Source organism: Duganella flavida (assembly GCF_009857445.1).
Classification (GTDB): Bacteria; Pseudomonadota; Gammaproteobacteria; order Burkholderiales; family Burkholderiaceae_D; genus Rugamonas; species Rugamonas flavida.
In genome coordinates this window covers 219,353-232,844 of record NZ_WWCN01000004.1, presented here as the reverse complement: position 1 = coordinate 232,844, position 13,492 = coordinate 219,353, and the positions used below count along the sequence as shown (strand labels likewise).

General features: G+C 60.9%; 14 protein-coding genes. All 14 read right to left on the bottom strand.

Annotation, left to right across the window (positions count from 1 at the left end; translation table 11 throughout):
• Window positions 1-13: 13 nt before the first annotated feature.
• Window positions 14-799, bottom strand: coding sequence for a TrmH family RNA methyltransferase (locus GTP46_RS07925; RefSeq protein ID WP_161006074.1), 786 nt, complete (start codon window positions 797-799; stop codon window positions 14-16).
• Window positions 796-1,416, bottom strand: coding sequence for a ribonuclease HII (rnhB, locus tag GTP46_RS07920; RefSeq protein WP_161006073.1), 621 nt, complete (start codon window positions 1,414-1,416; stop codon window positions 796-798). The genes GTP46_RS07925 and rnhB overlap by 4 nt, the downstream gene beginning before the upstream one ends.
• Window positions 1,413-2,588 (bottom strand): lipid-A-disaccharide synthase, encoded by a 1,176-nt coding sequence (gene lpxB, locus GTP46_RS07915; RefSeq protein WP_371869588.1) that lies wholly within the window; start codon window positions 2,586-2,588, stop codon window positions 1,413-1,415. The genes rnhB and lpxB overlap by 4 nt, the downstream gene beginning before the upstream one ends.
• On the bottom strand, window positions 2,572-3,363 hold the full coding sequence (gene lpxA, locus GTP46_RS07910) for an acyl-ACP--UDP-N-acetylglucosamine O-acyltransferase (protein WP_161006072.1): 792 nt from the start codon (window positions 3,361-3,363) through the stop codon (window positions 2,572-2,574). The genes lpxB and lpxA overlap by 17 nt, the downstream gene beginning before the upstream one ends.
• A gap of 2 nt (window positions 3,364-3,365) precedes the next feature.
• Complete coding sequence (fabZ, locus tag GTP46_RS07905; RefSeq protein WP_161006071.1) at window positions 3,366-3,854, bottom strand: 3-hydroxyacyl-ACP dehydratase FabZ; 489 nt, start codon at window positions 3,852-3,854, stop codon at window positions 3,366-3,368.
• The gene (lpxD, locus tag GTP46_RS07900) at window positions 3,851-4,906 is read right to left on the bottom strand and encodes a UDP-3-O-(3-hydroxymyristoyl)glucosamine N-acyltransferase (protein ID WP_161006070.1); all 1,056 of its coding nucleotides are present in this window, start codon (window positions 4,904-4,906) and stop codon (window positions 3,851-3,853) included. The genes fabZ and lpxD overlap by 4 nt, the downstream gene beginning before the upstream one ends.
• Before the next feature lie 15 nt (window positions 4,907-4,921).
• The gene (locus GTP46_RS07895; protein ID WP_161006069.1) at window positions 4,922-5,446 is read right to left on the bottom strand and encodes an OmpH/Skp family outer membrane protein; all 525 of its coding nucleotides are present in this window, start codon (window positions 5,444-5,446) and stop codon (window positions 4,922-4,924) included.
• 37 nt (window positions 5,447-5,483) lie between these two features.
• Window positions 5,484-7,820, bottom strand: a complete 2,337-nt coding sequence (gene bamA / locus GTP46_RS07890; protein ID WP_161006068.1) for an outer membrane protein assembly factor BamA — start codon at window positions 7,818-7,820, stop codon at window positions 5,484-5,486.
• 30 nt (window positions 7,821-7,850) lie between these two features.
• Entirely contained in the window at window positions 7,851-9,209 is a 1,359-nt protein-coding gene (rseP, locus tag GTP46_RS07885; RefSeq protein ID WP_161006067.1) for an RIP metalloprotease RseP, read from the bottom strand.
• Complete coding sequence (gene ispC, locus GTP46_RS07880) at window positions 9,206-10,399, bottom strand: 1-deoxy-D-xylulose-5-phosphate reductoisomerase (protein ID WP_161006066.1); 1,194 nt, start codon at window positions 10,397-10,399, stop codon at window positions 9,206-9,208. Before ispC ends, rseP begins: the two co-directional genes overlap by 4 nt.
• Before the next feature lie 10 nt (window positions 10,400-10,409).
• A complete protein-coding gene (locus GTP46_RS07875) occupies window positions 10,410-11,249 on the bottom strand; it encodes a phosphatidate cytidylyltransferase (RefSeq protein WP_161006065.1) in 840 nt (279 codons plus the stop codon).
• Window positions 11,249-12,001, bottom strand: a complete 753-nt coding sequence (gene uppS, locus GTP46_RS07870) for a polyprenyl diphosphate synthase (RefSeq protein ID WP_161006064.1) — start codon at window positions 11,999-12,001, stop codon at window positions 11,249-11,251. Before uppS ends, GTP46_RS07875 begins: the two co-directional genes overlap by 1 nt.
• Before the next feature lie 96 nt (window positions 12,002-12,097).
• On the bottom strand, window positions 12,098-12,658 hold the full coding sequence (gene frr / locus GTP46_RS07865) for a ribosome recycling factor (protein ID WP_161006063.1): 561 nt from the start codon (window positions 12,656-12,658) through the stop codon (window positions 12,098-12,100).
• Between the two features lie 25 nt (window positions 12,659-12,683).
• Window positions 12,684-13,400, bottom strand: coding sequence for a UMP kinase (gene pyrH, locus GTP46_RS07860; RefSeq protein ID WP_161006062.1), 717 nt, complete (start codon window positions 13,398-13,400; stop codon window positions 12,684-12,686).
• Window positions 13,401-13,492: the final 92 nt, after the last annotated feature.

Sequence of the window (13,492 nt, the reverse complement as noted above, 5' to 3'; positions counted from 1 at the left end):
CTCCGGTGTGTTCTTAAGCCTGATTCTGCCTTACTTGCTCGAAAAAGCAAACTGCCGCGCAGGCAGCCACGTTCAGCGACTCGACCTGCCCAAGGTGCGGAATCACCACCTGGTGCGTGGCCATCGACAGCAAATCATCCGCCACGCCCTGCCCTTCGTGGCCGAACAGCCACGCGGTCGGCACGCGCAGATCGACGTCGTACAGGCGCTGGGTGGCGTAGCCGCTGGTGGCCAGCGTCTGGACTTTGGCGTTGCGTACCAGTTCCGCGAGTTCGACATTTTCAAAAATATCGAGCACAAAATGCGCGCCCATCGCGGCACGCAGCACTTTTGGCGACCAGCAGAATGCTGTGCCGGCGCTGCAATACACTTGCTTGATGCCCGCAGCAGCCGCGCTGCGCAGGATGGAGCCGACGTTGCCGGGATCCTGCACGCCGTCCAGCAGTACCGCCGACACGCTCATAGGCGCGGTCACCGCGCGCTCCGGCGTATCGATCAGGAACATCACGCCGACGCCATGTTCGACTTGGCTGACAGCGTTGTACAGCGCATCCGGCAAGGCCAGCACGTGGGCGCGCTGCGCTTCCAGCTTGCCGATGATGTCCATCACTTCAGGATTTTGCAGCGAGCCTTCGCTCACCACGCACTGCTCCGGCAGGCCGCGCAGCTGCAAGTAGGATTCGCACAGATGGACGCCGTCTAGCAGCGTGCGGCCTGCCTTGCGGCGTGCCGACTGGCTGCCGGCCAGCTTGACCAGTTCCTTGTATTGCGCGTTGTCGCGCGAGGTAATCGTCTTCATTTGCCCTCTCCCAGCAGCGCGCGCACTGGCGCGAACGAACGGCGATGCACTGGCGACGGGCCATGCTCGCGCAGGCGCGCCAGGTGCAGCGCAGTGCCGTAGCCTTTGTGCTGGTCGAAGCAGTACTGCGGATACTGCGCGTGCAGCGTCACCAGCGCAGCATCGCGCGCGGTCTTGGCAAGGATGGAGGCAGCCGAAATGGCTTCCACCTTGTCGTCGCCGCCGACGATGGCGATGCTCTGCACCTTCATCACCGGACAGCGGTTGCCGTCGATCAGGGCCAGCGTCGGCACGGTGCTCAGGGCTTCCACGGCGCGGCGCATGGCCAGCATGGAGGCCTGCAAAATATTCAGCTTGTCGATTTCTTCTTCCGACGCTTCGGCGATGGCCCATGCCAGCGCGTACTGCTTGATCAGCGGTGCCAGCATATCGCGCTTGGCTTCGTTGAGTTTTTTCGAATCGCGCAAGCCTTCAATCGGCCGCATTGGATCGAGAATAACGGCGGCCGCGTACACCGGACCGGCCAGCGGCCCGCGTCCTGCCTCGTCCACGCCGCAGATGATTTCATCGGGCGATGGCGGCAGGTCGTCGAACAGGCCTAAGGTTTGGTTCTTCACTTTTTTCCTTCAATTACTCGCAGCACGGCGGCTGCGCTTTCCTCCGCGCTGTTGCGCAGCAGGCTGTGATGCATGTCGGTGAAACGCTGCGCCAAGCGCAGGCGATGCGGCGCGTCGCTCAGCTGCTTCCACATGGCTTCCGCCAGCGCTTCGGGGTTGGCGTCGTGCTGCAGCAGCTCCGGCACCAGAAACTCGCGCGCTAAAATATTCGGCAAGCCAATCCACGGCTGGTAGCCGAAGTGGCGCAGGATTTGCCATTCCAGTTCAATCATCTTGTAGGCGATGACCATCGGCTTCTTGAACAGCGCCACTTCCAGCGAGGCTGTGCCGGAGGCCACCATCACCGCATCGGCGGCGGCAATCGCGGTGTGCGATTGGCCATCCAGCAGCTGGATCTCAATGTCTTGCAAGCCCGCTTGCGCCACCAGTTGCAGGAAGTACTGCTTCTGGCGTTCGCCCGCCATCGGCGCGACGAAACGCAGCGACCGGTCGCGCAGCTTGAGCAGCTTGGCCGCCTGCATGAAGGCTACCGTGTTGTACTTGATCTCCGACATGCGGCTGCCCGGCATGATGGTGACTACGTTGGCGTCTTCCGGCAGTCCCAGTGCGCGCTTGGCGGCACCTTCGTCCGGCGTCATCGGAATCAGCTCGGCCAGCGGATGGCCGACATAGCTGACCGGCACGCCGGCCTGCGTGTAGATCTCTTCCTCGAACGGGAACACCACCAGCATGTGCGATACAGCGCGGATGATTTTCTTGATGCGGCCACCGCGCCAGGCCCAGATCTGCGGGCCGATGTAGTGCATGGTAGGGATGCCGGCCGCCTTCAGCTGCTCTTCCAGCCCGAGATTAAAGCCCGGATAGTCGGCGCCAATGAAGACCGACGGGCGCTCAGCCAGCAGCTGGTCGCGCAGCTGGTTCTGGATGCCTTTCAGCTCACGGTACTTCATCAGCACCGGCAACAGGCCGCGCACAGTCAACTGGTCCATCGGCCAGTGCGACTCGAAGCCCTGCGCGATCATATGGTCGCCGCCGATGCCGTGGAAACGCGCTTCCGGCAAGTGCGGACGCAGGCCGGAAAGCAAACGAGCCGCCAGCATGTCGCCGGACGGCTCGCCTGCCACGAGGGCGATGGCGGGTTGCCCCGCCAGCGATTTATCGAACGATGCCACGGGACGCGGTATCGAGGAACTCGCGCATGGAACGCATATGCAGCGCCACGTCAGCCGGTACTGCCGCTTCTTCAGCGATCAGCAAAGCCTTCGCTTCTTCCAGCGTGTTACCCGAACGGTAAATGATTTTGTATGCAGCGCGGATGCCGTTGATCTGCTCACGGGTGAAGCCGCGGCGTTTCAGGCCTTCGATATTGACGCCATGCGCCGCAGCCGGATTACCGTTCAACAGCACGAACGGCGGCACGTCCTGGGTCAGCGAGGTGCTCATGCCGACAAACGCGTGCGCGCCGATCTTGCAGAACTGGTGCACATTGGCGAAGCCGCTCATGATGACGTAGTCGCCAATCTCCACGTGGCCCGCGATCTGCGCGTTGTTCGAGAAGATGGTGTTGCTACCCACAACGCAGTCATGCGCCAGGTGGACGTAAGCCGAGATCCAGTTGTCGTTGCCCAGCGAAGTCACGCCCTTGTCCTGCACCGTGCCGGTGTTGAAGGTGCAGAATTCGCGGATGGTGTTGCGGTCGCCGATGGTCAAGCGAGTCGGCTCACCCTTCCACTTCTTGTCCTGCGGCGCAGCGCCAATCGACGAGAACTGGAAGAACTGGTTGTCGCTGCCAATAGTGGTATGGCCTTCGATGACCACGTGCGGGCCGACTTTGGTGCCCGAGCCGATGGTCACGTGAGGACCGATCACCGAGTACGGGCCAATTTCTACGCTATCGTGCAGTTCGGCCTTGCTATCAACGACGGCGGTGGCGTGGATCTTCGCCATGATTATTGCCCTGCTGCTGGCTGCGAGGCGTCGGTTGCGCTACGGATGGTGCACATCAGTTCCGCTTCAACCGCCACCTGGCCGTCGACCGTGCCGACTGCCTTGTATTTCCAGATGCCGCGCGCGTTGCGCAGGATCTCGACATCCATGCGCAGCTGATCGCCAGGACCTACCGGGCGCTTGAAGCGCGCACCGTCGATACCGACGAAGTACACCACCGAGTTCTCATCCGGCTTCAGGTTCATGGTCTTGAACGACAGCAGGGCTGCGGTTTGCGCCATCGCCTCGATCATCAGCACGCCCGGCATGACCGGCTTGTGCGGGAAGTGGCCGTTGAAGAATTCTTCGTTCACGGTTACGTTCTTGATGGCGGTAATGGTCTTGCCTTCTTCGTACGAAATCACGCGGTCAACCAGCAGCAGCGGATAGCGGTGCGGCAGGTAGGACTTGATCTCGCAGATGTCCATGGTCTTATTTTCGGTAGTGGTCATGATTCGTCTTCTTCTGTTTTCGTCTTAATGGTTTTTTCCAGCGCGCGGATTTTATCGCGCATGGCCGGCAAGTTGCGCACGATGACCGCCGATTTTTCCCAGTCGGCGTTCTTGGCCAGCGGGTAGAAACCGGTGTACTGGCCCGGTTCCAGGATCGAGCGCGATACCATGCTGCCCGAACCCACGTGCACCTTATCGGCAATGGTCAAATGCCCCAGCACCATCGCGGCGCCGCCGAAGGTGCAGTATTTGCCGATCTTGGCGCTGCCTGCCACGCCTACGCAGCCGGCCATCGCCGTGTGCGCGCCGATATGGCAGTTGTGGCCGATCTGGATCTGGTTGTCCAGCTTCACGCCATCTTCAATAATCGTATCGGCCAAGGCGCCACGGTCGATAGTGGTGTTGGCGCCGATATCCACGTCGTCGCCGATGATCACACGGCCAGTCTGCGGAATCTTGATGTACACGCCACCTTCGTTGGCAAAGCCAAAACCGTCGGTGCCGATCACCGCGCCGGAGTGGATGATGCCGCGCTTGCCGATCTGGCAGTAGGCCTGGAAGGTCACGTTGGCAAACAGCTTGGTGCCCTCGCCGATCACCGCCTCGCGGCCGATGAAACAGCCGGCGCTGATCACCGCGCCATCTTCAATCACGGCGCCGTCTTCAATCACCACGCGCGGGCCAATATGGGCCGATGCAGCGATCTGCGCGCTGTCCGCCACCACGGCGGTGGCGTGCACGCCGGCCGCCGGCACGATGGCCGTCAGCGATTCGAAATACTGTGCCGCGCGGGCGAAATACACATACGGATTCGGGACGACGATGCGCGCGCCGCTGTAGCCGGCCGCGATAAAAGCGTCATCGGCGGCCGACACGATGAGTGCCGCCGCCTGGCTCTGCGCCGCTTGCGCGCGCAGTTTGCTATTACTGAGAAAGCTGATGTGCGAAACGCCGGCATCAGTCAGTGGGGCGATCCCGGTTACTTCCAGGTTCGCATCGCCCACCAACTGTCCGCCCAAGCGTTCGACCAATGCTCCTAGTCGAGTGCCCATCGGGTGATCCAATCTTTATTTGTCTTTGTCCAAAGCCGCCAGCACCTTTTCGGTGATGTCGATGCGGTTGCTGGCCCAGACGGCGTCCTGCAACACGATATCAAAGCCTTCCACCGCAGCCAGCTGCTTGATGATTTTGGTGGCCTTTTCCGAAATCGCCTGACGCTCTTCGTTGGTACGCTGGCTGACGTCTTCACGGAACTCGCGCTGGCGGCGCTGGTATTCCTTATCCAGCTCGAACACGTCGCGCTGGCGTTTCAGGCGGTCCGCCTCGGTCAGCGTTGGCGCATCCTTGTCCAGTTTTTCCGAAGCAGTCTTCAGGCGGCCGGCCATGTCGGCCATGGCTTTTTCGCGCGCCTTGAATTCTTCCTTCAATTTTTCCTCGGCCAGCTTGGCCAGTTTGGATTCATTGTAGATACGCTCAGGGCTGATCCACGCGATGCGCGAGGCCGAGGTCTGGGCCTGCACCGGCGCCAAGGAACACCAGCCCAGTGCAAGCACGGCGAGATATTTGCTCAGGGTTGCGGATGCAGTCTTCAACTTATTTCTCCGAGATAAAAATTAATGCCCAAAACCATCAGAAACCGCTACCCATCTGGAACTGGAAGCGCTCCAGGCGGTCGCCGGTCTTGGCGTTCAGGGGCTTAGCATAACTCAGTTTCAGCGGACCTACCGGCGAAATCCAGCTGATACCCAGGCCGGTCGAATAGCGCAGCTCCGAAGCGCGCATCTTCTGGCCTTCCTGGTACACCTGGCCGCCGTCGAGGAAGCCGAACCAGCGCAAGCTGCGGTCCTGGCCCGAACCTGGGAACGGCAGCTGCAGTTCCGCATTGCCGATCAGGCGCGAAGCACCGCCCAGCGCATCGCCGTAGGTGTAATCGACTGCGCCCAGCGTGGAGCTCAGGTAACCGCGCACCGAACCGATACCGCCGCCGTAGAAGTTCTTGAACACAGGGTAGCTGCTGTTACCCAGGCCGTGACCGTAGTCGATCTCGCCCTTCAGTGCCAGCGTGACCTTCTGATACAGCGGTTTGTACCACTGGTGTTCGTACACCGCGCGGTAGTATTTCTGCTGACCGACCACGTCGATTTCCAGGTTGGCGCGCTGGTAGCGGCCAACGGTTGGCGTCAGCGCCGAGTCGCGGCTGTCGCGCGCCCACGCCATCGTCAGCGGCACGGCGTTGGTGGACGCGGTACCGATGCCGGAGGTGGTGCCGTTGATCGTATTGACGTATTCGCGGAAGCGGGTCGGCGAAGTCGCATCGGTGGTGATCATCGAGCGTTCCAGGCCAATGCCGAAGAACACGGTGTCGACTTCCGAGAACGGCACGCCGTAGCTGATACGGCCACCGTGCTGCTTGATGGTGTAGTAGCCGATGTTGGCCGCCGGCGGCTGCTGCGTACGCAGATACAGCTCGTAGCCGCGCGATACGCCATCGTCGGTGTAGTAAGGGTCGGTCTGCGAGAACGAAATGGTGCGGCTATATTTCGACGTGTTCAGCTCCAGGCCCACCGTGGTGCCCGAACCGGCAAAGTTGGCCTGCTGGATCGCGGCCTGGAACGAGAATTTCTCCGACTGCGAGAACGCGCCGCCGATCTGGAAGTTACCGGTCGGTTTTTCGGTCACGGTCAGGTTGACGTCCACCTGGTCGGAAGTGCCCTGCGCTTCCGGTGTGTCGATGGTCACGTCCTTGAAGTAACCCAGACGGTCAACGCGGTCGCGCGACAGTTTGATCTTATTGGCGTCGTACCACGACGATTCGAACTGGCGGAACTCGCGGCGGATAACTTCGTCGCGGGTGCTGGTGTTGCCAGCGATATTCATGTGGCGCACATACGCGCGCTTGCCCGGATCGATGAAGAAGGTGAAGGCCACCTGGCGCTTCTCGCGGTCGATATCCGGATTGGCGTTGACGTTGGCAAAAGCATAGCCGAAGGTGCCCAGGCGGTCCGAAATCAGCTTGTTGGTGGCGGTCAGCAGCTCGCCCGAATAGGTCGCGCCTTTTTTCAGCAGCACCAGCTGGCGCAGCTCATCTTCGCGGCCGAAGGTCTCGCCTTCAAACTTGATATCCGAGACCGAATACTTCTCGCCCTCGGTGATGTTGACGGTGATGTAGATGTCCTTCTTATCCGGCGTGATCGACACTTGGGTCGACTCGATATTCATCTCGATGTAGCCGCGATTCAGGTAGAAGGACTTGAGCGATTCGATATCGCCGGTCAGCTTGGTCTTGGAATACTGGTTAGCCTTGGTGTACCACGAGAACCAGCCGCCCGTATTCAGCGCCAACTGGTCTTTCAGCTCCTTGTCGCTGAATACCTTGTTGCCGACGATATTAATCTCTTTGATCTTGGCGACGTCGCCCTCGTCCACCGCGAAGGTGATATTGACGCGGTTACGCTCGATCGGAGTAACGGTGGTAATGACTTTCACGCCATACAGGCCGTGCGACAGGTACTGGCGCTTCAGCTCTTGTTCCGCGCGGTCGACCGAGGCTTTATCGAAAATCTTGGCTTCGCCCACGCCGATGTCTTTCAGCGCTTTGACCAGCGTATCTTTTTCAAATTCCTTGGTGCCGGTGAAGTCCACCTTGGCGATGGCCGGACGTTCTTCGACCAGTACCACCAGCACTTGGCCGTCTTTTTCCAGCTTCACATCCTTGAAGAAACCGGTGGCATACAGTGCCTTGATGGCGGTGACGGATTTATCGTCATTGAAGGTTTCGCCGACGCGGACCGGCAGATAGCTGAAGACCGTACCGGCTTCCGTACGCTGGATCCCTTCGACGCGGATATCTTTGATGACGAAAGGATCGATCGCCAGTGCGCTACCGCTGCACAGGGCCAGGACTGCGGCGCCGATCAGGCTACGGCGCAAGGAAGTTGAAGTAATACGGTCAGAATATAATTTCATCGGGTCTAATGGCTAAATCAACGAGAACTGCTACAACAACCGGGCCACGTCGTTAAAGACCGCCAGCAGCATTAAGGTCAGTAATAAACCCATGCCCAAACGCTGCGCTATCTCTCCGACGCGCTCCGGTACAGAACGCCCAGTTAAAACTTCCAGCGAATAATACAGCAAATGCCCGCCATCCAGAACGGGAATTGGCAGCAAATTCATTACACCTAAACTAATACTAATGAAGGCGATAAAGCTTAAATAGCTTGCTGCGCCCATTCGCGCGGTTTGCCCCGCATAGTCGGCAATCGTAATCGGGCCGGTGACGTTCTTGAGCGAAGCCTCGCCGGTGATCATTTTGCCGATCATTTTCAGCGTCATCGTACATGTATCCCACACTTTGCCGACGGCTTTACCGATGGCCGCAATGGGGGACGATGGCACGTTGATCATATCTGGCGCCAGCGCGACGTAAGCGCCGATCTTACCGACTGTTACAGTTCCTTTGCCGGTTTTTGCTTGTTCCGCCTGCGGCGCCACGCTCAGGGCGAGCGGCTGGCCTGCGCGTTTCAGCTCCACCTGCACGGTCTTGCCGACCGAAGCCTGGATAATGTCGATGAAGGCGATACCGTCGGCGACTGGCGTGCCGTCGACGGCGATCAGCAAGTCACCCTCGCGCAGGCCGGCGCGTTCGGCCGGACTGCCCGGCATCACCTGATGCACCACCGGCGCGGGACGCGACACGCCCACCCCCAACTGGGAAGGTACGTCGCCTTCAAGATCAAGGCCGGTGAACGCAGATGCCGGCACGGTGGCCGAAATACGGCCCTGCCCTGCGCGCTCGACGGCGAGGCGGATATCGTGTTTGTCGATGGCGGATTGAATGAACTGCCAGCGCAATTCCGACCACACTTGCACCGGCTGGTCGTTGACGGCAGTGATTACGTCGCCGCTATGCAGGCCTGCTTGCGCGGCGACCGAACCGGCGGAGCGCACACTGATTTTGCTGCTTGGCTCCTCGATGCCGTGCATGAACAGGCCCGCGAACAGTACGATGGCGATCAGGAAGTTGGCGGCCGGGCCGGCGATCACGATGGCGATGCGCTTCCACACGTTCTGGCGCGTGAACTCACGCTTCAGGTCTGCTTCCGACAGGCCGGTAAGCTCACCCTCGCGCGCGTCCAGCATTTTGACGTAGCCACCCAACGGCAGTGCCGAGAGGGCCCATTCCGTCTGATCGGGCCCGAAACGGCGCGACCAGACCACCTTGCCCATGCCGACCGAGAAGCGCAGCACCTTCACCCCGCACCAGCGGGCCACCAGGTAGTGCCCCAATTCGTGGAAGACCACCAGGGAGCCGAGGCAGACCACAAACGCCAGCACGGTTTGGAGAAAGTTCATTTTGCCAGTCCGGCGATAATGGTTTCAGCGGCGGCGCGGGCGGCGGCGTCTTGCGCCATCACCGCTTCGATACTGTGGGCGGCGCCGTGCGGCAGCGCGTCCACCACTTGGGCGATCACGCGGTCGATCTGGCGGAAGCCGATTTTCAAATCGAGGAAGGCTTGTACCGCCACCTCGTTGGCCGCGTTCAGCAAGGCCGGCGCGGTGCCGCCTGCGCGCAGCGCATCGAAGGCCAGCGCCAGGCATGGGAAGCGGTTGAAGTCCGGCTTCTCAAACTGCAGCGTGGCGATTTGCGTCAGGTCCAGCTGTGCCACGCCGGAGGTGATGCGCTCCGGGTAGGCCAGAGCGTGGGCGATCGGCGTACGCATGTCAGGGTTGCCCAGCTGCGCCAGCACCGAGCCGTCAACGTAGGACACCATCGAATGAATTACCGACTGCGGGTGGATCACTACTTCGATTTGCTCAGCAGGTGCGCCGAACAGCCAGTGGGCCTCGATTACTTCCAGGCCCTTGTTCATCATGGTGGCCGAATCGACCGAGATCTTGCGGCCCATCGACCAATTCGGGTGCTTGCAGGCCTGCTCCGGCGTCACCGCGTCCAGCGTGGCGACGTCGCGCGTCAGGAATGGGCCGCCCGATGCGGTCAGCAGAATCTTGGCCACGCCGGCGGCGGCGTCGCGCACCGCTGGCACACGGCCGCCAAACTGCGGCATCGATTGGAAGATGGCGTTGTGTTCGGAGTCGATCGGCAGCAGCACTGCGCCCGATTCCTGTACCGCGTCCATGAACAGCTGGCCGGACATGACCAGCGCTTCCTTGTTCGCCAACAGGATTTTTTTACCAGCGCGCGCTGCGGCCAGCGTTGGCGCCAGACCCGCTGCACCGACAATGGCGGCCATCACGCTATCGACTTCCGATGCGCTGGCGATGGCACTCAACGCCTGCTCGCCCCACTCTACTTCGGTCTTCACGCCGGCCGCGCGCAGCAGCGCAGCCAGACGGTCGGCAGCTGCGGCGGTGCCGACCACCGCGCGCGCAGGACGGAACTGCACGCACTGCGCCGCCAGTTCCTCCACGCGGCTATGTGCCGACAAGGCGTAGACGGAATAACGGTCCGGGTGGCGCGCCACCACATCCAGCGTGGAGACGCCGATCGATCCGGTAGCGCCTAAAACGGTAATACGTTGCATGATGACTCTTTCAGATCCAGGACGTGACCAGTGCGGCCATCGGCAGCACTGGGATCAGGGCGTCCACGCGGTCCAGTACACCGCCGTGGCCAGGCAGCAGATTGCTGCTGTCCTTGAAGCCGATACGGCGCTTGAGCGCGGATTCAAACAGGTCGCCGATGACGGAGAACATCACGATCACCAGCAGAATTAACAGGGTCAGACCCCAGCCGAAGCGGGCGTGCAGCTTGTACGCGAAGGTGTCTTGCAGCCAAGGTGCGGAGCCATCAGCCAGCACCACCGACACCGAAGCAATCGCCAGCACCGCAATCGCGCCGCCAATCGCGCCCTCCCACGACTTGCCCGGCGAAATAGTCGGCGCCAGCTTGCGTTTGCCGAAAGCCTTGCCCGAGAAGTAAGCGCCGATATCGGCAATCCACACCAGCACCATCACCGACAGCAGGAACAGCGGCGAATGCAGGTACAGGCCGACAATCGCAAAGAAGCACGCGAACACGGCAAAGGTAAAGGTAATCGCCAGCGACCAGTTGGCCGCGCCGCCCAGTTGCGGCAGGCCGAGGCCCAGCGTCGGCGCATAGCGGATGATCCACAGCAGCGCAGCTACGCCGTACAGCGCGTTGACCGAACCCGGTTTAGCGGTGACCATCAAGCCGACGAACAGCGCGCCGCCGACGAAACCGGCCACGCGAGCCTTGCTCTCAGCGAGGCCGAACAGGCGTGCGCCCTCCCACACGGCGGCGCCGACAAACAGCGTCACCACCAGGGCAAACGCGGGGAAATAGTTGAAGAACAGGACCGGCAGCAGCACCGCCAGCAAGACCACAGCGGTAATAATCCTCGTTTTCAGCATCAGTTTGTCTTTTCAGCCAGTTGTGCGCCGGTGCGGCCGAATCGCCGCTCGCGGTGCTGGTAGGAGGCGATTGCCTCATCGAGACACGCGGCGGAAAAGTCCGGCCAGTAGGTGTCGGTGAAGAACAGCTCAGTGTAGGCGAGCTGCCATAACAGGAAATTGGAAATGCGCTGCTCGCCGCCGGTGCGGATGAACAGGTCCGGCTCGGGCGCGTAGGCCATGGCCAGGTGCGGCGCCAATTGCTCTTCGGTGAAGTCGGTCAGGCCGGGATGGGCTTTGACCATCTGGCCGACCGCCTGCATCACGTCCCAGCGGCCGCCATAGTTGAAGCATACGGTCAGGGTCATGCGGGTGTTGGCGGCGGTCTTGCGCTCGGCAGCGGCGATCATGCTTTGCAGTTTTTCGTCGGCGCGGGTCAGGTCACCCACCACGCGCAGACGGATATTATTGGCATGCAGCTTGGAGACTTCGCGTTCGAGTGCGGTCACGAACAAGCGCATCAGGAGGGACACTTCCTCTTCCGGGCGGCGCCAGTTTTCCGAACTGAAGGCAAACAGGGTGAGGTATTCAACGCCGCGGCGGGCGCAGGACTCGACCACGGTGCGCACGGCATCCACGCCTTTGACGTGTCCGCCAACGCGCGGCAGGAAGCGCTTGGTGGCCCAGCGGCCATTGCCGTCCATGATGATCGCCACATGGCGTGGCACGGCAGGTGCGTCTGGAACCTCGGTAGTCGAACTCGTATATTTCATGAAAACTTCGGTGCCAAAGTATAAAGTATTGCAGGTGTGAGACAAAAATACAAGACGCCCGCACGGCAGGCGTTGCCGTGCGGGCGTCCGTGTTTTTTACACCGTCAGAACTTCTTTTTCTTTCTCGGCCAGCATCTTGTCGATATCGACGATGGCCTTGTCGGTCAGCTTCTGGATGTCGTCGGTGCCGCGGCGCTCGTCGTCTTCCGAGATGGCCTTGTCTTTCACCAGCTTTTTTAGGCCTTCATTGGCGTCACGACGGATGTTGCGTACAGCGACTTTTGCATCTTCGCCTTCGCTCTTGACCAGCTTGACCATTTCCTTGCGGCGCTCTTCGGTCAGTGCCGGGGTCGGCACGCGAATCATATCGCCTTGTGCCGCTGGGTTCAGACCCAGATCGGCGTCGCGGATGGCTTTCTCAATGGTGGCGGCCATTTTCTTCTCGAACGGCTGCACACCGATGGTACGGGCATCGACCAGGGTCAGGTTGGCTACCTGGTTCAGCGCGGTTGGATTACCGTAGTAATCGACCATCACGGAATCCAGAATACCTACGTGGGCACGGCCGGTACGCACTTTGGCGAGGTCGCCACGCAGGGTTTCCAGCGATTTGACCATGCGGTCTTGCGCACTCTTTTTAACGTCAGCTACGGACATTGCTGCTCTCCTGTTATCTTGAAAATTAAACGTGAACCAGTGTACCTTCATCCTCGCCCATGATCACGCGCATCAGCGCGCCTGGCTTGGTGATGGAGAACACTTTGATCGGCAGTTTCTGGTCGCGGCACAGCGCAAAGGCGGTGGCGTCCATGACCTGCAGGTGCTTGGCGATCGCTTCATCGAAGCTGATCGAGCTATACAGCGTGGCGTTCGGGTCTTTCTTCGGATCGGCAGTGTACACGCCGTCGACCTTGGTGGCCTTCAGCACGATTTCCGCGCTCACTTCCGAGCCACGCAGCGCCGCTGCGGTGTCGGTGGTGAAGAACGGGTTGCCGGTACCGGCCGCGAACACCACGACCTTGCCTTCTTCCAGGTATTGCAGCGCTTTCGGGCGCACGTACGGCTCGACTACCTGCTCGATGCCGATCGCCGACATCACGCGCGCGGTGATGCCAACGTGGCGCATGGCGTCAGCCAGGGCCAGCGCGTTCATGACGGTGGCCAGCATGCCCATGTAGTCGGCGGTGGCGCGGTCCATGCCCTGCGCACCGGGCGCTACGCCTCGGAAGATATTGCCGCCGCCAATGACGATCGCCAATTCCACGCCCAGTTTCGCGACCTCGGCCACATCGGCCACCGTCCGTTCGATCGTGGCGCGATTGATGCCGTAGGCATCGTCGCCCATCAGGGCTTCGCCGGACAATTTGAGGAGGACGCGCTTATAGGCTGGTTTAGACATGAGACGGGGCTCCTAATTATTGGGTTTATTCGGGTAAGTCTCCGGCGCTTATCATACATTGCCAAGCGCCGGGTACTGCAGGTGTTACGGAA